Source organism: Selenobaculum gibii, assembly GCF_030273445.1.
Classification (GTDB): Bacteria; Bacillota; Negativicutes; order ICN-92133; family ICN-92133; genus Selenobaculum; species Selenobaculum gibii.
Map to the genome: position 1 here is coordinate 535,862 of NZ_CP120678.1, position 25,107 is coordinate 560,968.

A 25,107-nucleotide genomic window follows, 5' to 3' on the forward strand; every position below is an offset into this window, starting at 1 on the left:
ATGTTGAAAAAAATATTGAGTATAACTATATTATGTATGATTTTGACGATTCATGGTTTTGCGGCGGAAAAGATAGATTTTTCTTATCGTGGTATAGAACTTGGGGAAAGTTATGAAGAAATGGTAAATAAAATCGGACAGCCTCGTATGGATATTAGTCATTTAACGGATACAGCAGTAGTGACATACTATATTTATGGTGAAAATAACGATACACGTATTGGGATTGATGAAGCGACAAAAAAAGTTGTGGATATCAGAATCAGTGACAAAACGTATGAAAGTAAGAAAGGTGTCAAAATCGGCGCTACCTTGTACAAGTTGAATAAAGCTTATGGGAAAGGTGAAAAGGAACGTATCGGGGGGAAGATTTATTATATTTATCAACAAAATGAAAAAGACCGGTTAATGCTTGATATCTCACAAGGATATTTAAACGAGATTAGAATAACAACACTTGAACAGTAGTATAGAGCGGAGGTGTTTTGTTTGCAGAGTAAAGTTACGCGTTATCTAATCCTCACTTTTGCCTGTTTGATAAGTGCGAGTGCAATTAATTTGTTTTTAGTTCCCCATCAACTACTGAGTGGTGGAATTGGTGGGATTGCGATCATTTTGTATTACTTATTTGGGCTTCCTATAGGGACAATGACGTTGATCATGAATATTCCATTACTATTTGCTGCATATCGATTATTAGGTAAACCTTATACGATGGATGTTATCTTTGGGACGGTTGTGTTTTCAGTGGCAATTGATGCAATGATGTTCTTGCAAAACTTTCCGATTGTAGATGATTCGTTATTAGCTGCAATTTATGGTGGTGTTTTTACTGGCATAGGTTATGGAATTGTCTTTCGCTTTAACGGTAGTACGGGTGGCTTTGACATCGTCGCAGCAATTGTGAAAAAGTATTATGCACTCAACATGGGGGCGGTGAATTTTTCATTAAATTGTATCATTATGCTCGTTGCCGCAGGTTTTTTTGGACCGAAATTAGCAATGCTCACCTTAATTTCTATGTTTGTGGCAGCGAAGCTTACAGACAAGGTTGTAGCAGGGTTTAATAATAAGAAAACAGTCATGATTATATCTAGCAAAAGTGAGAAAATTGCTGATGAAATTATAAAAGAAGTTGGGCGTGGTGTAACTTTTCTAAAAGGAGAAGGGGCTTTTACACATCAACATAAGGATATCATTTTTGTTGTCGTAAATTTAACGCAGATTGGTAAAATTAAGTTGCTTGTAGATTTATTGGATCCAATGGCATTTATGATTGTACAAGATGCAAATGAAGTTATGGGGCGTGGTTTTACGCTGCCGGGCACGCAGATAGAAGAAATGATAAAATTAAAAAATAGTGCTGTTAGGAAATGAAAGAAGGCTTGGAATACTAAAAGGAGTATTCTAAGCCTTCTTTTTTTAATGTTTCTATATAAGTTAAAATTTTTTGATGCGCTTGTGATGTTGTAATATCTGATGGAAGGAGCGGTAAATAAGTTTCAAAGCCACATTTTTTAAAATACTTTACTTTTATCCTGTTTGCTCCCAGTCTTGTTAACAAGTCAGCAAATTTTTTTGCATCTTCTAAATCATCATTCACCATTTGTACAATAGGGATGCAAATGGTGATATTTTTATGAGTATATAATGCGGTTGATAAATTTCTAAGGATGATTTCATTAGATACCCCCGTCATTTCAAAATGTTTTTGGCTATTATAATGGGCAAGAGAAAAATGTAGGAGGTCGGTATAGGAAAGTAATTTTTTAAAGTCATCCGGTTTTGCGTAGCCAGTTGTTTCGCAAATGGTAAAAAAGAAATGTTCTTTTAACTGTTTGAGTAAGGCTAGAATAAAAGTGCTTTGAGATAGAATCTCTCCACCTGATAAGGTAACTTGCAACTTTTTTTTGTTTTGATCATTTGAAGGTTTTTTAGGAAGAAGCTGATTTAAAAGCGAGATTATGCTAACTTTTTTCCCAATCGGTTTTAAGGCACCTCGGGGGCAAATTTCTACACAGCTCATACAACCAATGCAATAATTACTTTGTATATGAATTTGATTGTTAAGGTTGATGATTCCAGTGGTAGGACAATCAGATACACAGGCCATACAGTGAACACATATTGTTTCGTTTGGTACAATTTCTATTTTTTTGCTTTTAAGTGCGGGAGAATTGCACCAAATACAATTTAAAGGGCATCCTTTAAATTGTATTTTATAGTGGATTTCATCAGGGAAAGGGGAGTTCGTTTCTATTTTTAAAATTGTCGCCAGAGGAGATTTATTAGACATCATTTTATCTTCCTATACTTGATCATTTAGTTTTGTCCGATAACTTAGGCGCTCTAAGATTCAGATGAACTGAAAACTCCACCTGAATCAAGCTTTATTTTATCGTATCATAGATAGTAAAAAATGCAAAGAGTTAGATGAAGCTGCTTTTAGATGAGTGAATGGAGATGAAAATTTTAATTTTTTGTTAATTAACACGCGACTAAGTAGTCTCTTGGTGGGTTTTGGTTAAAAGAATGATATAATAATTACAATAAAACTTTGTTAAAAAATGTCTTATAAAAGAGGTGTTGGTAATGGCTAGGTTAAGTAAAAGCATTAAAGCAATTTTTGTTTTAAGTGTTATTGTGATCACTAGTGTATTGTTATGTATTCAGACCGGTTTTAATATTCATTTTTTCAGAGCGGGAATGGAGCAAGAAGTGGAAGGAAAGTTGCAAGCCAAATCTGGTGAAATCGTAAATGCGTTCAACTCTAGAATGTTACAGGTTGCTGAAAAAAATAAGGCTTTGACAGCAAATTTGGATGCAATGGAACAATATGATATGAACGTTGTATTTAAGACTATGGAAAAGCTAATTAAATCTGATAGTTTGGTTTATGGCAGTGGCTGTTGGTTTGAGCCGAATGCTTATCAGGCTGACTTAAAATATTATGGACCATATTTATATCGTGATACCGATGGATCGGTAAAGCTTACGATGGATTATAGTAATGAAGCGTATAACTATCCATCGTATGAATGGTATAAAAATGGTGTGCAAGGGAATGGTGAAGTGGCATGGAGTGAACCATTTTATGATGATGTAAGTAAGACGACGATGATAACGAGTGCTAGTGCAATCGAAAAAGATGGAAAGTTAGCGGGGGTACTTACAGTAGATATTGGATTAACGGAATTAGAAAATTATATTCGAGATATGAAAATTGGCGAAACTGGATACTCCTTCATCATTACAAAAGCAGGCTATTATGTTGCGTATCGTGATGCTGAGAAAAATATGCAAGAAAAGATTACGGAAGATAAAGATAGTAATATAAGCAATCTTGGTAAGCAAATTGTAGAGCAAAAGGGACAGGCGTTATTAGAAAGTAGTGCCTTTGGCAGTGATAGTTATATTATGGTTTCGCCAATTGGAAATACTGGGCTGAAGTTAGTTTTAGTATATCCGAAGGCAGAGATTTATGCTGCAGTTAATCAATCTGTCTATGTAAGTGTTGTAATCTCTGTTATTGTCATTATTCTCCTCGTTTTAGCCTTGATCTACATCTTTAATCAAAAGGTGGATCGACCAATTCAAAAGTTAATTCTGGTAGCGGAAAAAATTGCAAAAGGTGATTTATCAGCGACGATTATTGTTGATAGTGAAGATGAGATGGGAAGGTTAGCGAATAGTTTAAAGATTATGTCTGATCAGTTAAAGACAATGATTACACAAGTGAATGGAATGGCTGAGCAGGTTGCAGCAGCGAGTGAAGAATTGTTTGCAAGTGCTGAACAATCTAGTTTTATGGCAGAAGAAGTTGCTGTGGCAATTGGAAAGGTAACAAAAGATAATGTAGAACAGGAGAGCCAAACTGGTTCAGCAGTGGGATTTGTAGAGAAAATCGCGCAGCGAATTGATAAAGTGGAAGGGAATACGCAGACGACATTAGAAAATGCACAAAATAGTGTAGCGGTAGCAAGAAAAGGGCGGGGCGCAATTGAAACAGCCGTTAGTCAAATACAACAAGTTGATACGATGATAATGAAGACAAGCGATGTAATTACAAACTTGGGTGAGCGTTCGAAGGAAATTGGACAAATTGTACATACGATTTCAAGTATAGCTGCACAGACAAATCTTTTGGCATTAAATGCAGCAATCGAAGCTGCTAGAGCCGGTGAACAAGGCAGAGGTTTTGCAGTTGTAGCAGATGAAGTAAGAAAATTAGCAGAGCAATCACAAGAAGCAGCAAAACAAATAGATGCACTAATTAGTCATGTACAAGAAGAAACAAACGTTGCAGTAAGTGCAATGAATAATGGAACACAAGAAGTTAAAAAAGGGACGCAGATTGTTAATGAAGCAGGAGAGTCATTTAAAGAAATTGTTGATCATATTGAAAAAGTGAGAGAAAATGTTCAAGTCGTAGCAGATGAAGTTAAGCAAATTGTTACTGGAAATGCTGAGGTTGTAAATATTATGGCTCGCTTGCAGGATATTGGAGAAAATACGGTAGGCAATGTAAATAAGGTATCCTCTTCTACGCAGACGCAGTTGGCTTCACAGGAAGAAATTACTTCCGCAAGTAGAAATTTAGCAGAACTTGCACAAGATTTACAAAATACAATTAATAAGTTTAAGTTATAAATGAAAAAAGGCTCACTGGGATAAATTAAAGTCAGTGAGCCTTTTTTATTTATTGACAAGATTGAGCGTAAGTTGTTTTTGCAAATGGATATATATGTATTTGTTTTTTTTGTTTTATTTGATAAGATAAAGTATAATTCTTTTGATATTTTAAGTGATAGGTGGATATAAAGATGAAAAAAATGAAACGCTTGATTGCAGTTGCTAAGGGAGACGAGCAGGCGGATTTAGTATTAAAAAATGTAAGAGTATTTAATTCTTTTACTGGTGAGTTTATTGAAGGCGATATTGCGATTGTCGATGGAGTAATCGCCGGTGTCGGTGAATATATAGGACGAAGAGAATTAAATCTGGATGGGAAATACGTTACACCAGGATTTATTGATGGGCATGTGCATCTCGAAAGTTCGATGCTTAGCCCAATAGAATTTGCTAGAGCCGTTGTTCCCAGTGGTACGACAACTGTAATTGCGGATCCACATGAAATTGCGAATGTTTGCGGATTGAAGGGAATAAAGTATATTTTAGATAGTACGGAAGATTTACCTTTATCTGTCTATGTGATGTTGCCGTCTTGTGTTCCATCGAGTCACTTAGAAAATGCAGGGGCAACTTTATTAGCAGATGATTTAGCAAAATTTATTGATCATCCGCGTGTACTTGGTTTGGGTGAAATGATGAATTATCCAGGTGTTTTATTTGGGGATAAAACGGTTTTAGATAAATTAATGATTGCAAAGGACAAAAAAGTAGATGGACATGCACCGGGTTTGATGGGAAATGATATTATGGCGTATGCAGCTGCCGGTGTTAAATCTGATCATGAATGTGTAAATCCTGAAGAGGCAATGGATCGTTTACGAGCAGGTATGTATTTGATGATTCGTGAAGGTTCGGCTGCGCATAATTTGTTGCAGTTATTACCTGTCGTAAATCGCTTCACCTCACAATTTTGTTTCTTTGCCACAGATGATCGTCATCCAGCGGATTTGATTGGTACAGGACATATCAACAATATGGTACGGCTGGCGGTAGAAGCAGGATATGAGATTCCTGTAGTTTTACAAATGGCGACGATTAATGCAGCTACATATTTTGGGCTTGGCGATGTCGGTGCCATTGCTCCTGGATATAAAGCGGATTTGCTTGTATTTGATGAATTAATTACATGGAATCCAAGCCTTGTCTTTAAAAATGGAATAAAAGTTGCGGAGCATCGCAAAGCTTTGTTTTGTGGAAGTGATTTTTCCGATGAGCATATTAAACAAACCGTGCATCTAACCTCTATTAATAGAGAAAAACTAAAGCTTTCGGCTAAATCTGATTTAGCGCGTGTAATTGAGCTTGTACCACATCAAATCGTAACAAAGGCACGAGAAATGAAAGTAAAAGTGGAAAATAGCGAATTTATAGCTGATGTAGAAGCTGATATTTTAAAATTAGTTGTATTCGAACGCCATCATGCTACGGGTAATGTTGGTGTTGGCTTGGCACACGGCTATGGATTGAAACGAGGGGCAATAGCCTCGACGATTGCCCATGATTCACATAATCTCATTGTGATGGGAACAAATGATAGGGATATTTTATTGGCGGCGAAGGAAATTGAAAAGATGCAGGGTGGAATTGTTATTGTTGATAATGGTGAAGTTTTAAAAGCGTTACCATTGCCATTGGCTGGTCTTATGTCGAATGAAGGCGTGCACTATGTGGAAGCACAGCTAAATACAATGAAAATTTTGGCTCATGATATGGGCGTCAAGTGCGAACATGATCCGTTTTTGACATTAGCATTCTTGAGTTTGCCAGTGATTCCTGAATTGAAATTAACTGATCTAGGATTAGTCGATGGAAGAACCTTTCAATTCGTAGATGTTGCTGTAGAGTAAAATAAAGGGTGCGGAAAATTAGCACTACAATTTAGAATTGCATATAGTAAGGTAAGAAGAATGTCTTTCTGTATAGAAAGTATGCTGTACTTACCTTTCGAAAAGACCTTCTATTAAGAAGGTCTTTTTTGATTATGATTGCAAGGAGGGATCATCATGGAAGGAAATGAAAAATTCTACTTTAGTCAATTTATGGGGAATAAAGTTTATAATAGCGGTGGAGATTTTATTGGTAAAGTGTTAGATGTTGCTTTTGAAATAAATAGCATCTACCCAAAGGTAGTAGGGCTTGTCTGTGGAAAACTGGATCATATTATTCCTATAGACTACATTGCTTTTTATAATAAGGGCATGATTGAGCTGAATTGCAAATTTTATCAAGTTATGCCAGAGGAAAATCAAGATAAAATGTTTTTGGTGGGCGATCGGATTTTAGATCGACAGATTATTGATTTAGAAGGTGCTAGGCTGGTCAGAGCGAATGATGTTATTTTGTCATTTGTAAGGAGACATAGTGAACCGCATTTGTTTATTACAGCGATTGATATTGGCATGAGAGGGTTTTTTCGAAGAATGAATCTCGAATTTCTCGTTAAGCGTATGCAAAATAAGTTTTTAGATTGGCAGTATATTAATTTAGTGGATGATTGTATTAAAGGATTGCAGGTCAATTATGAAAAGAACTTAAATCGATTAAAGCCAGAAGACCTTGCTCAGATTATTGAATCTTTGGATTATAAGCGACGATTTATCTTGATAAGACAATTAAATAAAAAGATTATGGGATTAACGATGACCATTTTAAAGCCGAATGTATGCATTGAATTGTTAAAGCAAATAGAACCTTTACATGCTATTTTCATCTTACGAGAAATGCCAAAAGAAAAAGTAGAATATATTCTGAGTGAATACACTGAGTTAAACCGATTTTTTTATGAAGTAAATCAAATTGGCGTAAAATGAAAGGACTTTCATCATGAGCGTAACGAAATATTATAAAAAAATGCTCCTATTTTTATCGGTAATGGGACCAGGCGTCGTTACTGCTTTTGCTGATAACGATGCTGGAGGAATTGCAACTTATGCATCTGTAGGGGCACAGTATGGCTACCAACTACTATTTGTATTATTTATAAGCACAATTTCTTTGGGAATCTTTCAAGAGATATCAGCACGTACGGGAGCGGTAACTGGACGCGGTCTTGCTGCATTAATCAGGGAATATTATGGTGTACGCTGGACTTTTCTGGCGATTGTTATTTTGCTATTTGCCAATATTGCAACGACAGTCTCTGAATTCTCTGGAATTGCCAGCAGTTTTGAAGTATTTTCAATTAGTAAATATGTGATTGTACCATTCAGCGCTGTTTTAATTTGGTGGATTGTACTCAAGTACAATTATCGCAGTGTTGAAAAAGTATTTTTTTGTTTGTGTTTCATGTTTATAAGCTATGTGATAACTGGTGTTATCGTTGAACCAGATTGGCAAGCGGCAGGCAGTGCACTTGTTATGCCAGACTTTTCGAATAACTACGAATATATTTTATTAGCAGTTGGATTGGTTGGAACGACGATTACCCCCTGGGGACAATTTTATATTCAATCTTCAGTAGTAGATAAAGGAATTCGAGCAGAAAAATATCGGTATCTTCTAGTGGATGTATTGGTCGGAACTTTACTCACCGGGGTTATTGCTTTTTTTATTATTATTGTAACGGCAGCAGCACTGTATGGACAGCATTTTGTCATTGAGAATGTACATGATGTTGCAATTGCTCTTGAACCCTTGGCAGGAAGTTATGCAAAGACTTTATTTGCGTTCGGTTTATTAGGCGCATCTATGTTAGCGGCTGTTGTTCTACCTTTAAGTACAGCGTATGCCATTTGTGAGGCTATGGGATTTGAACATGGTATTGATAAAACTTATCGTGAAGCACCGGCGTTTTTTATTTTATATACCTTCTTAATTGTGATTGGTGCAGGTCTTGTTTTGATGCCGGGAATATCTTTATATAAAGTCATGTTGGCTGCACAAGTCATCAACGGAGTGTTATTGCCACCAATTTTAATTTTTATGTTGCTATTAGTAAATAATAAAGAACTGATGGGCAAGTACAAAAATGGGCGAATTTATAACTATATTGCCTGGATGTTTACCGTGTTTTTGGTTTTATTAAATTTAATTCTTCTCATTGCAGGACTTATTCAATAATAAAGGAAAATTTACGTTTGGAAGGGTTTTTGATATAATAAAATGAAATTTACTTTTGAGGTGGTTGAGTTGTTAGAAGAGATTAGTCAAAAATTATTGTGGATACGTAAAAACCGCCCGTTAATTCATCAGATTACCAACTATGTCAGTGCAAATGATTGTGCAAATGCAACTCTTGCTTTGGGAGCATCACCAGTTATGGCGCACGATATAAATGAAGTGGAAGAAATGACGAGTAAAGCGAGCGCGCTTGTTTTAAATATAGGGACATTGAGCGTAGCAAATATTCCCGCGTATTTAAAGGCAGGAATAACGGCAAAAGAAAGAGGGATTCCTGTTGTTTTTGATCCGGTTGGCGTTGGTGCGACAAAGCAAAGAACTGAAGTTGCTAAAGCGATTTTAGCCGATGTTCAACCGGATATCATTCGCTGTAATATGACGGAATTAAATGTGCTTTGTCATAGAAAGGTAGCAGTGAAAGGTGTTGATTCCATTGCAAGTGAAGCTGGTCGTGGAGAGCTTGCGAGGGAATTTGCTGAAAAAACTAATGCAGTTGTTGCGGTAACCGGTAAAACAGATTTGGTTGTCGATAAGAAAAATATGATTACGATTGAAAATGGTGATGAATGGCTGACGAGAGTAACCGGGACAGGCTGTATGACCTCCGCGCTTGTTGCAAGTTTCGCGGCGGCGGGAAATGCTTTTATCGGAGCTGTGGCGGGAGTACTTGCCATGGGAATTTGTGGTGAACTTGCGAAGTTGCGTCTAACAGAGAATGAGGGGATTGGAACGTTTCGCATGCGATTAATTGATGAAATTTTTCAACTGAATTGTGATATAATAAAAAAATATGGGAAAATTTCTTAAATTTATGGGGAGGAGAAAATGCAACTGAAAAAATTAACGATTACCGCTTTATTTATTGCAATCGGTGTCTTATCTGCCCATTTAGTTTATATACCTGTTGTTGTGGCGAAATGCTTTCCCATGCAGCATGCAATCAACATTTTGCTTGCGGTTTTATTGGGTACACGTTATAGTGTCAGCGGAGCTTTTAGTATTTCGCTATTGCGCAATTTATTAGGGACAGGATCCTTATTAGCGTTTCCAGGTAGCATGATTGGGGCGGCGTTATCAGGATACCTTTATGAGAAAACAGGGAGTATTTATGGCGCGATTTTAGGGGAGGTTTTTGGTACAGGTATACTTGGCGCTTTTGTTGCTTATCCTGTAGCGAAATATATTTTAGCGTCTGATGCAGGGGCGTTTGTCTTTGTCGTTCCATTTTTAATCAGTACGCTAGGTGGCAGTATCATTGCATTTGCCATTTATCAAACACCGATTCGTAATCTTTTCGTGAAATATGCAAATCATAGAAGGTAGGGGGATACGAATGGATTCTATGGAAATTACTTATTTAGATAATAGTGGTTTTGTTGTAAAAATCGGCAATACAGCACTGCTGTTTGATTATTATCGTGATGAAAATCATTGTTTATCAAGTGTACTGGCAGATTGTAATAAAGTATATATCTTTAGTTCACATGTGCATCATGATCATTTTAATCCTAAGATTGTAGAAATGGCGGATAGTGTGGCAAAATATTTTTTAAGCTTTGATATTAAGCCGGCTGCCAAATCTCTTTTATCGTCAGAAAAGGTAATTTACCTTAATCCTTATGAAACGGTAAAGGAAATGGATATTAAAGTTTCTTCTTATGGTTCAACGGATGAAGGCATTTCCTTTTATGTTGAATTTGAAGGTTGGCGTATCTTTCACGCAGGTGATTTAAACTGGTGGCATTGGGATGGCGATACAGAGACCAATAATAAATTTGCTCGCAATCGTTTTGCAAAAGAAATGAAGCATTTGACTGGTTTAGTTTCAGATGTTGCGTTTTTCCCAATTGACAGTCGATTAGGCGAGTATTGTGCATTGGGTGTGAAGGAATTTTGTGACCATACGATGGTAAGACAGTTAATTGCAATGCATACACAAGGTATTGCTTGGCACCCGCCAGAAGGGTTTTTCGCTAAAGAGAAAGAAATGAAATATTGGTGTCCAACGAAAAATGGTAGCAAGTTATCAATTGAAAAAGGAGAATTATCATGCAAAGAAAATGGATAGTTTTTATGTTAGTAACGTTTATGATGTTTATTGCTGTGGGATGTTTCGGTAGTAGCAGCCAGCAAAAATCTTCTGGATTGCAAAGTGGAATGAAATATAGTGATATCGCGAAAGAGGAAACGAAACCAACACCTAAAAACGTTGAACCTGCACAGCCTTTAGAACCATACAATGGAACGAATCGTATTGCTGTATTTGATACAAATATGGGAATATTTAAAATTGAGTTGTTTGAGGATAAAGCACCAACTACAACGAAAAATTTTATTGGTTTAGCAGAAAAGGGATTTTATAATAAATTAACGTTCCATCGTGTAATTGATGGGTTTATGATTCAAGGTGGGGATCCAAGCGGTAACGGAACAGGGGGACCTGGCTATACGATTCCTGATGAATTTCATAAAGATTTAAAACATTCATCTGCAGGAATTATAAGCATGGCAAATGCTGGACCTGACACAGGTGGGTCACAATTCTTTATTACTTTGGACAAGACTCCTTGGCTTGATGGAAAACATGCTGTTTTTGGTAAAGTAATTGAAGGTATGGATGTCGTGTATAAAATTGGCAAAGTAAAAACGGGAGCAAATGATAAACCAGTAGAGCCTGTCGTTATCAATGAAATTAAAATAATTAAAGCAGAGTAAAATGGCCTTTACTTATATTTTAGAATGCGCCGATGGGACACTTTATACTGGATGGACGACTGATATTGAAAAGCGTTTATTAGTGCATAATGAAGGACGAGGGGCGAAATATACGCGCGCCAGACTTCCGGTTAAGCTTGCCTATATGGAAAAGTTGGAGACAAATCAACTCGCTCGACAAAGAGAATGTGCAATAAAAAAACTAACGCGTAATGAAAAATTGAATTTGATTGAAACTACAAAAAAATGACAGAGAAACGTAAGTTTCTCTGTCATTTTTTTGCATAGAATCTGTTTTGAACGGGAAAAATAAAATGAAATTTGAAGATGTAGGTGATGCTATGAGAAAACGTGCGAAGGAACGTAAAGGGAAAAGACGTTATCGTCGTGTTATGGCAGGTTTAACTGGTGCGGCATTGTTATCTACCGTAATGACTGTTGGTATTCCTACGGGTAAAGCGCAGCCAATTACGGATAAATCTCATGAAGCACAAAACAGTGAAAGTTTAGCAGATAGATACAAAGATTATTTAACTACTAAATTACGTGAATTATATGATGAAAAAATTGCGGAAAAGAAGCAAGAAATTATCGAAGGTATTTTAAAATTAAATAAACCTGAACAAAAACATGCAACTGCAAATAAGGTTTTAGATATCGTTGCAACAGCGTATGCATCAGGACCTGAGGATAATGGTATATGGAATGATAAAACGCATATTGGAACGAAGGTACGTCCTGGAATTATTGCAGTTGACCCAAATGTGATTCCATTGGGGACTAAAGTTTATATTGAATTTAGTAATGGTGAAGGAATGTATGCAGTTGCAGAAGACACAGGTGGTGCAATTAAGGGGAACAGAATTGATATTGCCATGAGTACAAGAGACAAAGCAAAACAATTTGGTATTCAGGATGTAAAAGTGCATGTGTTAGAAAAAGTTTTAGATGTATAGCAGAAGCTGCCTTAATCAAATTTTTGTTTAAGGCAGCTTTTCTCATACATCTAAATTAGCGTTTAAGTTCTTTTATATCAATAAACAAGAAATTTCACCGCTTAACAGAATTAATTTTTAATTTTCTAAGGCTATTTATACTTTATATTCATAGTATATGATATGTAGATTGCCTTGTATAGATAGAGACAATTTTTTACATAGGTTAGTTAGGAGGTTATTTATATGTGGTGGGGTGGCAATAATTGCGGTTGTGATTGCAATGAGAATTTCTTTTGTGGATTTGGGTTGGGACGCTCGATCTTAGTACTATTTGTTATATTGTTATTTTTTACAAGTAATGAATGTTGTAATGATTCGTCATCGGCTAGCTGCTTTTAAATAAAAATAGCCTATGGAGTTTCTTCCATAGGCTATTTTTCATGGCTATTAAAAGGTAAACTGATTTTTCTTATTGTATAGTGTTTGGTACCCAAGATAAAGTGAACTAAATACAGATAGGCAAACAACAGTACAAATCGCAATCATAATTGAAATTTGATAGAGAATCGCAGTTGTGGGCAGCGTTCCAGATAAGATTTGCCCGGTCATCATGCCGGGAAGAGACACGATTCCCATCCCAAGCATCGAATTCATCGTTGGGAGTAATGCGGTTTCTAAAGATTGATTGACGAAAGGCAATAAAATCTTCTGTGGGATTATGCCAAGATTGATTAAAGTATTGATTCTATTTCTCTGTTGGTCTAGGGTTTCGCGAAAGGATTTAATTGCCAGATTTACTCCAGTCATTGCATTTCCCATAATCATTCCACTTAAAGGAATGATGTATTGTGGATTAAACATATTTTCATTGACAATAATGGTAACAAAAAAGAATAGTATAGACAAACCTGAGACAGACAGGGAAACTGCAATAGCAATTTTAAAGGATTTATTTAACGTAGGATTCTTTGAAATGACACGGTGAATTGCAAAACCTGTCATACAAATTAAATAAAGAACTGTAAAGAGAGGATTTGGATTTTCAAAAATATAAGTAAGAATAAAACCTGCAAGTACAAGCTGTAATGTCATACGGATACTTGCAAGAATAAGTAATTTTGTCTGATTGATTTTTGCTTTCTTCATAATAAATAGTACGATGAATAAAAGTAAATAGACAATACTAAAGTTAAGAATATTGATTTCGGCGATTCCTTTCACTTATTACACCTTCTTTTCTAACGTGATGATATGATCTGCGTAATGTTGGGTTAATTTTGCATCATGGCTAATAACGATTAACGTAATTTTATTTTCCTGGCAGAACGATTTTATGTTTTCTAAAACACGTGTGGCGGTTTCGTAGTCTAAGGCGGAAGTGGGTTCGTCCAACATAAAAACTTTGGGCATAAGTGACAAACATATAGCAAGATAGATACGTTGCCTTTCGCCTCCAGACATATTCATGCAATTGCTTGTTAAGTCGAAATCAGCAGAGCAGATATGGAGAAAATCCTTTTTTTCTTCATTTGATAGAGGTGGCAGATTGCGATAACGATAGTATTCATCAAAATTTTCGCTAATGGAAGTATCGAATAAATATACAGATTGACTCACCAACAAAACTTCTTGTCGTAATGTAATGGTATTTAAAGTAGAAATATCATGCTCTTTATAGGAAATAACACCTTGATCAGGGGATAAGGTAGCATTAAATAATTTAAGCAATGTACTTTTTCCGCATCCGCTAGGTCCTTGCAAAAAGGTTGTATGGTTTTCAAAAATATCAATAGAGGGATAATGAAGATTTTGATTAAAAATAACATCTTTTGCAGTTAAAATTTCCATTTCAGTATTACCTTTCAATTATTTTTACTTTTATTGTATAAGATTGTAGCTAAAAATAAAAGAGAGATTATAACTTTAAAAGAATATTATTCTGGCGATATAAGTCCCAAGTCGAACAGCTATCAGGCCGATGAATGTGTTTAGGGCAATGTTTCCTAAGGCGAAATTTATGTTACCAGCTTGAAACAATCCGATAGTTTCATAACAAAATGAAGAGAATGTGGTTAATCCCCCTAAAAATCCAGCTAAAACAAAGAGACGGATTTGTGGAGAAAAATTGAAATGATCAAAAGCAACGGCAGTAAATAGCCCAATAATAAAACAACCTAATAAATTTACGATTAAAGTTCCATAAGGAAAGGTAATGCCTAGCTTATGCATTGCAAGAGTTGAAATTAAATATCTAGCAGCACCGCCAAGGGCTGCGCCACCCATAACAATAGTCAAGTGATAAAGCATAAAAAAACCTCCTACCATAATTTATGGTAGGAGTCATTACTGAAAAGTCAGGTTTAATGGCGAACTCCATCGCCAACTTATTTGATTTCCTATAAAATATCATAAAAATATAAAAAATACAAGAGTAAAAAAAACTATTGCGAATGAGTAACGCATTCATTCGCAATAGTTTTTTTAAGGTTTACATGTGTTTTCGTTTGTGTATGCCATTAAACATTTCCAAAGTTTTGCAGCATGAACTTTTTCATCATTGCCATTATTACAAAAGAGTATTTTTACATCTTTATGCTGAGCGGCGCAATAGCTTTCTTGATAATTATTTGCATCACATAATTCATCTACAATTGCTCTTGTTAATAAGTCTATCGCTTCTAAATTGGAACAACTTTTACTTTTACGAAAACTGTCTATGCATGGAAGTGTAATACAAACATCATTAAAAGCACAACATTGTACGGGATCATACCTTGCTAAAAGTGTCATTATATTGCGAAAATGAACCATTTCATCTTCGGCAATTTCAGTGAATAATTTACATAAGGAACCACTTGTTTTTTCGGCAGCACAGAGATAAAAATAGATTCCTTTACGTTCGCTGATTGCCATTCTTCTTAGTAACAATAAATCTGGGTCAGTCGGGCACATGCAGTTTTGATCAGGCGTTGACGAAAAAAATTTTGGCGGCATAGGATTCCTGTCGTCCATAAGAAAAAGCCCCCCTTATTCCATTTTTATATAATCTATGAATAAGAGAGGCAAAATGTGCTAATTTTAAAAATTTAATGTGGCAAAATAATCTTCTATTGTTTCGCCGCGGCGAATCATTTCTACGTCGCCATTAGGTTTTAACAATAATTCAGCAGAACGTAATTTACCATTATAATTAAAGCCCATTGCATGACCATGCGCACCCGTATCGTGAATGACGATAATATCACCGATATCGATTTTTGGTAAAGCGCGGTCGATTGCAAATTTATCATTGTTTTCACAGAGTGAACCAGTGATATCATACACATGGTCACAAGGTTCATTTTCCTTACCGATTATCGTAATGTGGTGGTATGCTCCGTAAAGTGCAGGACGCATTAAGTTTGCCATACAGCTGTCTAGTCCAATGTAATTTTTATATGTGTTCTTGCGATGAAGTGCAGTAGAAACAAGATAGCCATAAGGACCAGTAATAGAACGACCTAACTCCATTGCAATTGTAAGTGGCGCAATATTGTTTTTTATAACGATTCTTTCATAAGCTTTTCTAATTCCTTCACCTACATATTCTAAATCAACGGCTGTTTCTTCAGGGCGATAAGGGATGCCAACACCGCCGCCAAGGTTAACGAATTCTAATCGAATACCAAGTTTTTGATTGATTTCAACAGCAAGATTAAACATTAATTCTGCTGTTGCGATAAATGAATCAGGATCTAATTCATTGGAGATTACCATGGTATGAAGTCCAAAGCGTTTTACGCCTTTTTCTTTAGCGATACGATATGCTTCAAAGAGTTGCTCTTTTGTCAGACCGTATTTTGCTTCTTCAGGTTTTCCGATAATTGTATTGCTATGTGCAAGCGATGGACCTGGGTTGTAACGGAAAGAAAGAATCTCTGGAAAGCTGGCGTGTTTTTCAAGATAATCAATATGTGTAATATCATCTAGATTGATAACAGCACCTAATTCTCGCGCTTTTTGAAATTCTTCTGCTGGCGTATCGTTTGATGTAAGCATAATATTTTCGCCTTTGATTCCAGCCATTTCAGATAATAATAACTCAGCTAAAGAACTGCAATCGGCACCTGCGCCTTCTTCGCTTAGAATTTTAAGTAAAGTAGGGTTTGGAGCAGCTTTTACTGCGAAATATTCTTTAAATGCTGGGGCCCAGCTAAAAGCTTTAAACAAACGGCGCATATTATTGCGGATTGCTTGTTCGTCGTAAATATGAAACGGAGTTGGGTACTTTGCAATAATCTCTTGCAAATTATCTTTGCTGATTGGAAATGCTTTTTCTGCCATAGATATTACCTCCAAAATTTGTATTTGCATATAAAAAGCGATTTGGAGTCAGCCTCGCAAATCGCTTCAAAAAGCATGCAAGATAGCTCTCCATACGAATTACGTATGACAGTCTTGTGCATATTCAACCCAAGACCAACAAATTATCTTTGCCATGACAATTTATTTCGGCGATGGTTCCTTTCGTTATTCTTCAAAGCTGGCAACTCAGAATAATTACTATTAAGCATCGCGCCTCTATCACTTATTCTATTTATTTTGCATCATTATATCAATTTTTATAGGTATGTGTCAATTGAAAATAACTATCATTACAAAATGGTTTTGTAACATTGTAAATTTTATAAACCGATAAAAATTTTCCCACATATTATAAGTATAGGCTTTCTTTTTTAGGAAATAGTAAGAAAAATAAGTTTTATAAGGGGAATAAATATGAAGATTTACGAAGATATTATAAATAAAGCGAGTAAAAAAAATAAAAGTAAAAAGACTTTTAATGTGATTAGTACAGTACAAGAGTTTTGGCAGAGCTTACAAGAAAGTTTTGCGAATGCCAAAATCATTGAAGCGACCGAAATGATGTCGTGCTTTACGAAAACAGACAATTTTCATTGTAATTATCAAAGAAATTTATCATATGAGAATCTTATGCCGCTCAGCCATGATATGTGGGTTGAATTTAGTGATGAGGAATCTGGGACTAATCTAGGTGTTTTACTCACCTATCATGAAATAGAAGAAGATGACAGCTTGTTTAGAGATGCTATGGAATATGGTATTCAGAGTCCATTTAAGTGGTGTTGCAAAAGTTATAGCTTTATTAAGCAGCCACTTAGTAAAACCGTTCCGCTCAACTGGTCTTTAATGGAATATATTAGAGAAGACGGTTCATCAGCAGGGAGTTTGTTAAAGCCAATTCAGCTCCCAGATAGCGTTGTAAAAAACGTAGAGATAGAAATGGAGAATATGCAGCTATTAAATCATGGAATTGCATCGCTAATTAGTGATTTGGCATTATATTTAGTAGAGTCAGTACATCAGGAGAAAGCAATATTAAAAGAACATAAAAAAGCAAAAAATGATTACTATATCGCTTTACCTGTATAATTATCATAAACATCAAAACGCCTATTCTTCATGGCAGATGCCATAAAGAATAGGCGTTTTCTTATGAAGTGTAGCTAAGCCATCGGATAAAACGAAGGGAAAATATACAAAAATTTACTGCTAGGCAACTTTGTTTTTGTGTGCTATAGTTAATTTAATACAAGATATAGAGGAGGAGTTTTCCTTGTTTCAGTCTAAATTTTTGCGTTTTGTTTGTATTATGGTGTTATGTTCTTTTCTTACATCAATTTCAGTTGTACAAGCTGCAAGCGTAGAGGATAAACGGCAAAAAGTTCGTAATATGTCTGATGCAACTTTAGAAAAGCTTTATGAAGTTCACCCAAGTGCAAGGCGAGCTATTCAAAATGCAGCGGGCTATGCTGTATTTAAAAATACAGGAGTAAAGATTTTCGTCTTAGGTAGTGGAATGGGAAAAGGTATTGCGGTGAATCAAGTTACAGGTGAAGAAACCTTTATGAAAATGGCGGAAGCACAGGTTGGACTTGGTTTAGGGGTAAAAGAATTTAATGTAATTTTTGTTTTTGCAACAGAGGACGCACTCGACAAATTTATCAATACAGGCTGGGAGTTTGGCGGACAGGCAACTGCTGCGATAACAGATGGTGTTTCTGGTGACTCTATGCAAGGGGCTGTTACTGTATCTAGGGATACTTGGATGTATCAAATGACGGAAAAAGGATTGGCGCTTGAATTAACAGGTAAAGGAACTCGCTATTATAAAGATAGTGAGTTAAACAAAAAGTAAAAATAAAAATGCTGCCGGATTAGTGATTTTCACTCACGGCAGCATTTCTGCTTTTACGGACTTCATTTATCCGATGATTTCTAAGATTCAGATGGAGTTAAAACTCCATCTGAAATTTAGAAATCTGTTTATTTTAAGAATCCTTCAATAATTTTGGCTTCGCCTTCAGCCTCTGAGAGTCCCAATGTCATCAATTTTGTTAATTGTTCACCAGCGATTTTACCAATCGCTGCTTCATGAATTAAAGCTGCATCTACATGATTGGCTGTAAGTTCTGGAATCGCACTTACTACACCATTGTCCATGATAATTGCATCACATTCTGTATGCCCGCTGCAGTCAGCATTTCCATTAATTGTCGAACGAAAGATTTGTTTTGAAGAATCTCTGGCAACGGAACGGGAAATTACATCTGCACCAGACTTATTGCCGTTTAAATCCACTTTAAAAATTGTTTCTGCAGTTTGGTTACCGTGGGTCATGATTTTTTCGCGAATAATAAGCTTGGCATTTGCAGCTAATGTTCCTTCGGTGACTCTTTTACTAGAATCAACGCCTTTGATTTGCAGGGTATCCATTTCCATATAACTATTTTCTCCTAACTCCATATAGGTTTCAGGATTAATTATCCGTTCACCCGTACCTTCGCCAGTGCCAATATGTTTTTCTAAATAAAGTACTCGGGAATTTTTTCTCAAAAAGAAACGATGGATGCCGTTATGTTGTGAATTACCGGTACCATCCGTATGAACGCCGCAACCTGCAACAATGGTTATATCAGCATCTTCGCCAATATAAAAGTCGTTATAGACGAGGTCGTCAACATCGCTTTCAGTAACAATCGCCGGAATGTAAACGGTTTCGTATTTTGTACCAGGCTTAACGATAATATCAATACCGGGTTTGTCTGTTTTTGAAACGATATTAATTTTTTCTGTACAGTTTCGAGAAGCACAATGCCCGTTTTCACGGATATTATAAGCACCCTTAGGTAGACCGTCTAGTTCAGAAACCGTTCTAAGCAGTTCTTTTGTCACGTCATTCATTATTGGATACCTCCTGTACAAAACGAACATTTATCTTCGCTCGTAAATAGTTTTGGTAGAACATCCTCTTTTTTACCTTGCATACTGATTTGTCCGTCTGCTAAAACAATAATTTCATCGGCAATTTCGAAAATGCGTTCCTGATGGGAAATAATGATGATAGAACCATCATTCTCCTGACGCATTTTTTCAAATACACCGGTTAAATTGTTAAAACTCCAAATATCAATGCCTGCTTCCGGTTCGTCGAAAATTGAAAGCTGCGTTTTTCTTGCAATTGCAGTTGCAATTTCAATACGCTTGATTTCACCACCGGATAAACTTGCATTGATTTCACGATCAATATAATTTTTTGCACAGAGACCTACGTCGTAAAGGTATGCACATAATTTTTTTTCGTCCATATTAGTATCGCCGGCTGCAATACTAATTAAATCGCGAACAGTAATGCCTTTAAAGCGAACTGGCTGTTGAAATGCAAAAGTAACACCGAGCTTTGCTCTTTCCGTAATATTAAGATTAGTTATATCTTTTCCGTTAAAAAAGATTTTGCCGGAAGAAGGTTTGATAATTCCCGCAACAAGTTTTGCCAAAGTGGACTTTCCGCCGCCGTTTGGACCGGTAATTACAACAAATTTACCTGCTTCAATTTTTAAACTGAGATTTTTTAAAATCTCTTTGCCACCTTCGACTTTAACGGTAATTTCTTTCAATTCTAACATAAATACACCCCAAATTTGTATTTTATTCCTTAAAATATCTAGTATTCTTAAAGTATACCATCAAAAGAAAATCTCGTAAAATACTCCAATGGATTTTTTATTTAATAGTAATTGTAATGGTTTTGCTGTTGTCTTTTATGATTGGGCGATGTCGTTTTTAAAGTCATAAAATCTAGATAAAAAGATTATTAGTATGGTAGGAAAAAAGCTTGCGCTGCATAATGTCAGTACAAGCTTTTTAATTTTTACATAAATAATATGAAAATTTGAAATAGTATAAAATAAATTGCTGGATATATGGAGGGTTTATAATAAAAAAGAGAGATGTAAATACAATTTGTTTTCTGCTTATACAAATTATAATAATGATAATACTCATCTATAGAGGGCGAACGGATTTCTCATGGAGTGTTATGATTACGACGAGCAGCTGGATTTTATATTCTTTTCTTGAAACTAGATATCAGATTCAAATGAGCAGGTATATTCGATTATTGATGATGCTCACCCTTTTTTGTGATGCTTTTTTTGGCTATATTTTAAATCTTTATGAACAATCTTTTCTGTTTGATAAAATACTGCATATGTTTGGCACGTATTCATTTTCATTATTCGCCTATGCTTTAGTGATGCAATTGCAAAAAAATCATCCTGTGAATAGGTCAGTTAAATTTATATTGGCGATGTGTATTGGGATAACCTTGGGTACAATATATGAAATTTCAGAATTTATTGGTGACAATATATCTCATCCGAATCCTCCTAATCAACCTAGTTTATTAGATACAGATGTCGATTTAATTGGAGATTTAATTGGCGCGGTTATTGCTGGAATTCATGTTTCTATTAAAAATCTTGTTGGTGAAAAATTTTGAATAAGTAATGAAATTGGGGGTTGAAAATAACATGCAATCGATTTGGACAGAAAGTAGTCAAAGGTTAAACTTTAAAAGTCTAAAAGGCGATGTGAAAACTGATGTTTTAATTATTGGCGGAGGAATGGCGGGCATATTAATTGCTTACTTTCTTGAGCAAGCTGGTGTTGATTATATGCTTGTCGAGGGGAAAACGATAGGGGATGGAATTACAAAAAATACAACAGCAAAAATCACATCACAACACGGTTTGATTTATGATAAATTAATCCATGATAATGGAGTCGAGAAAGCAAAACAATATCTTGATGCTAATCAATTAGCATTAAAAAGATATAAAGAAATTTGTGAAAATATTGATTGTGATTTTGAAGAAAAAAGTGCATATACGTATTCATTAAGTGATCGTATAAAAATTGAACGAGAGATAAAGGCTGTTTATCGACTTGGACTGGTGGCGGAATTTATCGAAGACCTTCCACTACCCTTTAAAACATGTGGTGCAATTGAATTTAAGAATCAAGCGCAATTTCATCCTTTAAAATTTATAAATGCTATAGCAAAAAATTTAAATATTTATGAAAATACGTTTATAAAGGAACTTGGCGAAAACGCCGTTATTACAAATGCGGGGAAAATAATTCCTCAAAAAATAATCGTTGCAACACACTTCCCTGTGATTAATAAACACGGGATGTTCTTTTTAAAGATGTATCAGCATCGTTCCTATGTCATTGCATTAGAAGATGCGCAAAATATTCATGGAATGTATGTGGATGAAGCGCAAGAAGGAATGTCATTTCGTAATTACAAAAATTTATTGTTCATTGGAGGTGGAGATCACCGAACAGGCGAAGAAGGCGGGAACTGGAAAGAACTTCGAGGTTTTGCTAGAAAATATTATCCTAATGCGATAGAAAGGTATGCATGGGCAACACAGGATTGTATGACGCTAGATGGAATTCCCTATATAGGCGAGTATGCGACGAATACTCCAAATCTATATGTTGCTACAGGCTTTAATAAATGGGGGATGACTTCTTCTATGATATCAGCAATTATTCTATCTGATATGATCATCGGAAGAGATAATCCCTTTGAAGAATTATTTTCCCCGAATAGAAGTATGTTAAAACCACAACTTTTACTTAATGGGGTAGCAGCTGTAGTCAATCTTCTAAAGCCAAAAACAAAACGGTGTCCTCACCTTGGATGTGCACTGACCTGGAATAAAGTTGAACAAACCTGGGATTGTCCATGTCACGGTTCTAGATTTGAGAAAAATGGGGATTTGATAGACAATCCTGCAACAGGATCGTTAAAAAAATAATTATCCTTTCAATTTCTTTTAAAACGTATAAAATGTCTTAATATGATAAGACTAATCGTTGATTTTTATCTATTGGGAGGTAAGCTTACCATGAGTTATGATATGTTTTGTTACCAATGTGAACAGACTGCTGGTGGAAAAGGTTGTACAAAAATTGGTGTGTGCGGGAAAACGCCAGAAATCGCAGGATTACAGGATTTACTTATTTATCAGTTAAAAGGCATTAGTTTTTATGTGAAAAAGCTAATCGAAAGGGGAGAAAAGATTGACAAAGCTATTGTTAGCTTTGTGGAAAATTCTTTATTTACCACTTTGACCAATGTAAATTTTGATGCTGATGTACATGTTCAACTGCTTAAACATTCGCAAGAAATTAAGGAAAAAGTACGAAATATGGTGGGAAGTTGCAGTGATATCCCTCAAGCGGCCAGCTATAATCTAAGTGATACAAAAGAAGATATGTTAAAGGATGCTAAACAGGCGGGGATAATGTTTGATCAAAGTTTAGATCCCGATATACGGTCGTTGAGACAGACGATTCTTTATGGATTAAAGGGGATTAGTGCATATGGGCATCAGGCGCGGGAGTTAGGGTATTATAGTGATCAAATAGATGAATTTTATTTTCGAGGATTAGAAGCTACGACGAATGACAAATTAACAGTTCAAGATTTGATCACGATGACAATGCGCACTGGAGAAATGAGTGTTGCTGTGATACAGAAATTAGACGAAGCAAATACGACGATATATAAAAATCCTGTACCGCAAAAAGTAAATATAAATGTAAAAAAAGGACCGTTTATTATCGTTTCAGGTCATGATCTAAAAGACTTGGAAATGATTTTGGAACAAACTGAGGGGAAAGGAATTAATATCTATACACATGGGGAAATGTTGCCGTGTCATGGGTATCCAGAGTTAAAAAAGTACAAGCATCTGGTTGGAAATTTTGGCGGTGCATGGCAAGATCAGCAAAAGGAGTTTGATAGTATTCCTGGATGTATCGTCATGACGACCAACTGTTTAATGAAACCTAGAGAATCATACAAAGATCGTATATTTAGCACTAATGTGGTAGGTTGGGATGGCGTAAAACATATCAAGAAAAATATTGATGGTAAAAAAGATTTTAGTGAGGTTATAAATAAAGCACTAGAACTTGGTGGTTTTGCTGAAGATCAGACACCAAAAGAAATTTTAGTGGGGTTTGGCCATCATGCGACGTTAAGTTACGCGGGGAAAATTGTTGATGCTGTAAAAAGCGGGAAATTAAGACATTTCTTTCTTATTGGGGGCTGCGATGGGGCAAGACCTGGGAGAAATTATTATACAGAGTTTGCAAAAAGAGTTCCTAAAGATTGCATAATTCTCACTTTGGCCTGTGGTAAATATCGCTTTAATAAACTGGATTTTGGTGAGCTGGATGGACTGCCTAGGTTATTAGATATTGGACAATGTAATGACGCCTATTCGGCAGTTAAAATCGCTTTAGCACTTGCAGATGCGTTTGATACGGATATAAACAGCTTACCACTATCGATTATTCTTTCCTGGTATGAGCAAAAAGCCGTTGCAGATTTATTAGCTTTATTATCATTAAATGTTAAGGGGATATATCTTGGTCCTGTTTTGCCTGCATTTTTAAGTCCTACTGTCCTTCAATATCTAGTAGATAATTTTTGCTTAACTCCGATAAGTACACCGGAAAAAGATTTAGAGTCTTGCTTAGAACAAGATGTAAAGTAAGCGTGTCAATTCTAAAGATACAAGTGAAATCTTAGTAACTATAGCTGTATGAAAATTTATAATGGGAAATAATTGCTATATAGGGTTGATTTAATTATAGGGCTTGCAATAAAGAATTTTTAATGCAAGCCTTAATTTTTTATATTATTAATGTCATTTAGGCATTACCATATCAAAATAAATATCGTAAATTTCTCGTAAAAATAGTAATATTATAAAATATATTGTTTAGTAATGCACTAAAAAGAGAAATAATATGATATTATTATTACTACTAAAATATAATATCGATAGTATACTTTAGGTAGGTGGATTTAATGGTTAAGAATGGAGTTTGGTTTAAGATTGTCCAGATTTTTGATTTTTTGCGTAAGTATGCGTTGATTTTATTTTTTGCCTGGCGTCATCCCCAAACACCAAAGCGAATAAAAACTATATTGCTTATTTTGGCGGGCTACTTGATTAGTCCGATAGATATTATTCCTGATTATATTCCGTTTGTAGGCTTGCTTGATGATATGGCGATTATTCCTGCGGCGATGATGCTGGTGTCGAATTTTTTGCCAGCGTCGGTTATGTCAGACTGCCAGCGTGACTGCGCTAGATGGCAGCGTAAATTTCCCTATATTCTATGGGGAATTGCACTACTTTCAATTCTATGGGTTGGGGCTTTAATTTACGGATTATATCATTTATTTACTTAAAATTTTGGGGTGTCTGAT

26 protein-coding genes and 2 riboswitches are annotated in these 25,107 nt (G+C 35.6%); of the genes, 18 read left to right on the top strand and 8 right to left on the bottom strand.

The genetic code is table 11. The annotated features are described in order from the left end of the window. Together P3F81_RS02430 and P3F81_RS02435 are read left to right on the top strand one after the other, a co-directional pair. Complete coding sequence (locus tag P3F81_RS02430; protein ID WP_147666657.1) at positions 1-468, top strand: hypothetical protein; 468 nt, start codon at positions 1-3, stop codon at positions 466-468. A gap of 21 nt (positions 469-489) precedes the next feature. Next, positions 490-1,377 (top strand): YitT family protein, encoded by an 888-nt coding sequence (locus P3F81_RS02435; RefSeq protein WP_147666655.1) that lies wholly within the window; start codon positions 490-492, stop codon positions 1,375-1,377. A gap of 16 nt (positions 1,378-1,393) precedes the next feature. Here P3F81_RS02435 and P3F81_RS02440 read toward each other — a convergent pair whose 3' ends face one another. Then, positions 1,394-2,296, bottom strand: coding sequence for a 4Fe-4S dicluster domain-containing protein (locus P3F81_RS02440; RefSeq protein ID WP_309320591.1), 903 nt, complete (start codon positions 2,294-2,296; stop codon positions 1,394-1,396). Between the two features lie 296 nt (positions 2,297-2,592). Between P3F81_RS02440 and P3F81_RS02445 the strand changes: the two genes are divergently transcribed. The 10 genes from P3F81_RS02445 to P3F81_RS02490 all read left to right on the top strand — a co-directional run bounded on the left by P3F81_RS02445 (position 2,593) and on the right by P3F81_RS02490 (position 12,482). Next, positions 2,593-4,650, top strand: coding sequence for a methyl-accepting chemotaxis protein (locus tag P3F81_RS02445; RefSeq protein WP_309320592.1), 2,058 nt, complete (start codon positions 2,593-2,595; stop codon positions 4,648-4,650). Positions 4,651-4,823: 173 nt separating this feature from the next. Then, positions 4,824-6,539: an adenine deaminase gene (ade, locus tag P3F81_RS02450; RefSeq protein ID WP_147666648.1), complete on the top strand. Its 1,716-nt coding sequence runs from the start codon at positions 4,824-4,826 to the stop codon at positions 6,537-6,539. Positions 6,540-6,695: 156 nt separating this feature from the next. Continuing rightward, the gene (locus P3F81_RS02455; RefSeq protein ID WP_147666646.1) at positions 6,696-7,502 is read left to right on the top strand and encodes a magnesium transporter MgtE N-terminal domain-containing protein; all 807 of its coding nucleotides are present in this window, start codon (positions 6,696-6,698) and stop codon (positions 7,500-7,502) included. A gap of 13 nt (positions 7,503-7,515) precedes the next feature. Next, entirely contained in the window at positions 7,516-8,751 is a 1,236-nt protein-coding gene (locus tag P3F81_RS02460) for an Nramp family divalent metal transporter (RefSeq protein ID WP_147666644.1), read from the top strand. A 60-nt stretch (positions 8,752-8,811) separates the two neighbouring features. Then, positions 8,812-9,618, top strand: coding sequence for a hydroxyethylthiazole kinase (gene thiM, locus P3F81_RS02465; RefSeq protein ID WP_309320782.1), 807 nt, complete (start codon positions 8,812-8,814; stop codon positions 9,616-9,618). An 18-nt stretch (positions 9,619-9,636) separates the two neighbouring features. Further along, complete coding sequence (thiW, locus tag P3F81_RS02470) at positions 9,637-10,134, top strand: energy coupling factor transporter S component ThiW (RefSeq protein WP_147666640.1); 498 nt, start codon at positions 9,637-9,639, stop codon at positions 10,132-10,134. 10 nt (positions 10,135-10,144) lie between these two features. After that, a complete protein-coding gene (locus P3F81_RS02475) occupies positions 10,145-10,879 on the top strand; it encodes an MBL fold metallo-hydrolase (RefSeq protein ID WP_147666638.1) in 735 nt (244 codons plus the stop codon). After that, positions 10,861-11,526, top strand: a complete 666-nt coding sequence (locus P3F81_RS02480) for a peptidylprolyl isomerase (protein ID WP_147666636.1) — start codon at positions 10,861-10,863, stop codon at positions 11,524-11,526. Before P3F81_RS02475 ends, P3F81_RS02480 begins: the two co-directional genes overlap by 19 nt. A gap of 1 nt (position 11,527) precedes the next feature. Then, positions 11,528-11,776: a GIY-YIG nuclease family protein gene (locus P3F81_RS02485; RefSeq protein WP_147666634.1), complete on the top strand. Its 249-nt coding sequence runs from the start codon at positions 11,528-11,530 to the stop codon at positions 11,774-11,776. Positions 11,777-11,840: 64 nt separating this feature from the next. Further along, positions 11,841-12,482 carry a 3D domain-containing protein gene (locus P3F81_RS02490; RefSeq protein ID WP_309320593.1) on the top strand — a complete coding sequence of 214 codons (642 nt, stop codon included), beginning with the start codon at positions 11,841-11,843 and terminating at the stop codon, positions 12,480-12,482. Between the two features lie 429 nt (positions 12,483-12,911). On the opposite strand, the gene P3F81_RS02495 is transcribed toward P3F81_RS02490, so the two are convergent. The 5 genes from P3F81_RS02495 to lysA form a co-directional block, all read right to left on the bottom strand. Further along, a complete protein-coding gene (locus P3F81_RS02495) occupies positions 12,912-13,685 on the bottom strand; it encodes an ABC transporter permease (protein ID WP_147666632.1) in 774 nt (257 codons plus the stop codon). A 3-nt stretch (positions 13,686-13,688) separates the two neighbouring features. Further along, entirely contained in the window at positions 13,689-14,312 is a 624-nt protein-coding gene (locus P3F81_RS02500; RefSeq protein ID WP_147666630.1) for an ABC transporter ATP-binding protein, read from the bottom strand. A gap of 75 nt (positions 14,313-14,387) precedes the next feature. Next, the gene (crcB, locus tag P3F81_RS02505) at positions 14,388-14,771 is read right to left on the bottom strand and encodes a fluoride efflux transporter CrcB (RefSeq protein ID WP_147666628.1); all 384 of its coding nucleotides are present in this window, start codon (positions 14,769-14,771) and stop codon (positions 14,388-14,390) included. 20 nt (positions 14,772-14,791) lie between these two features. Continuing rightward, a riboswitch (Fluoride riboswitch) is annotated at positions 14,792-14,854 on the bottom strand. A gap of 91 nt (positions 14,855-14,945) precedes the next feature. Next, positions 14,946-15,476 carry a hypothetical protein gene (locus tag P3F81_RS02510; protein WP_147666626.1) on the bottom strand — a complete coding sequence of 177 codons (531 nt, stop codon included), beginning with the start codon at positions 15,474-15,476 and terminating at the stop codon, positions 14,946-14,948. Positions 15,477-15,542: 66 nt separating this feature from the next. Continuing rightward, the gene (lysA, locus tag P3F81_RS02515) at positions 15,543-16,787 is read right to left on the bottom strand and encodes a diaminopimelate decarboxylase (RefSeq protein ID WP_147666624.1); all 1,245 of its coding nucleotides are present in this window, start codon (positions 16,785-16,787) and stop codon (positions 15,543-15,545) included. Between the two features lie 75 nt (positions 16,788-16,862). Beyond that, a riboswitch (Lysine riboswitch) is annotated at positions 16,863-17,035 on the bottom strand. Positions 17,036-17,222: 187 nt separating this feature from the next. On the opposite strand from lysA, the gene P3F81_RS02520 reads away from it, so the two are divergent. Next, a complete protein-coding gene (locus P3F81_RS02520; protein ID WP_147666621.1) occupies positions 17,223-17,897 on the top strand; it encodes a hypothetical protein in 675 nt (224 codons plus the stop codon). Between the two features lie 184 nt (positions 17,898-18,081). Then, positions 18,082-18,663 (top strand): lipid-binding SYLF domain-containing protein, encoded by a 582-nt coding sequence (locus tag P3F81_RS02525; RefSeq protein ID WP_309320594.1) that lies wholly within the window; start codon positions 18,082-18,084, stop codon positions 18,661-18,663. A gap of 128 nt (positions 18,664-18,791) precedes the next feature. Here the strand turns inward: P3F81_RS02525 and P3F81_RS02530 are convergent, their stop codons facing one another. Together P3F81_RS02530 and P3F81_RS02535 are read right to left on the bottom strand one after the other, a co-directional pair. Next, positions 18,792-19,709 (bottom strand): SufB/SufD family protein, encoded by a 918-nt coding sequence (locus P3F81_RS02530; protein ID WP_147667440.1) that lies wholly within the window; start codon positions 19,707-19,709, stop codon positions 18,792-18,794. Further along, positions 19,709-20,431 carry an ABC transporter ATP-binding protein gene (locus P3F81_RS02535; RefSeq protein WP_147666619.1) on the bottom strand — a complete coding sequence of 241 codons (723 nt, stop codon included), beginning with the start codon at positions 20,429-20,431 and terminating at the stop codon, positions 19,709-19,711. The genes P3F81_RS02530 and P3F81_RS02535 overlap by 1 nt, the downstream gene beginning before the upstream one ends. 359 nt (positions 20,432-20,790) lie before the next feature. On the opposite strand from P3F81_RS02535, the gene P3F81_RS02540 reads away from it, so the two are divergent. From P3F81_RS02540 to P3F81_RS02555, 4 genes are all read left to right on the top strand, one after another. Further along, on the top strand, positions 20,791-21,306 hold the full coding sequence (locus P3F81_RS02540; protein WP_491524963.1) for a DUF2238 domain-containing protein: 516 nt from the start codon (positions 20,791-20,793) through the stop codon (positions 21,304-21,306). A 31-nt stretch (positions 21,307-21,337) separates the two neighbouring features. Further along, positions 21,338-22,636, top strand: coding sequence for an FAD-dependent oxidoreductase (locus tag P3F81_RS02545; RefSeq protein WP_147666615.1), 1,299 nt, complete (start codon positions 21,338-21,340; stop codon positions 22,634-22,636). A gap of 90 nt (positions 22,637-22,726) precedes the next feature. Further along, on the top strand, positions 22,727-24,385 hold the full coding sequence (gene hcp / locus P3F81_RS02550; protein ID WP_147666613.1) for a hydroxylamine reductase: 1,659 nt from the start codon (positions 22,727-22,729) through the stop codon (positions 24,383-24,385). 317 nt (positions 24,386-24,702) lie between these two features. Then, entirely contained in the window at positions 24,703-25,089 is a 387-nt protein-coding gene (locus P3F81_RS02555; protein WP_147666611.1) for a YkvA family protein, read from the top strand. The last annotated feature ends 18 nt before the right edge of the window (positions 25,090-25,107 follow it).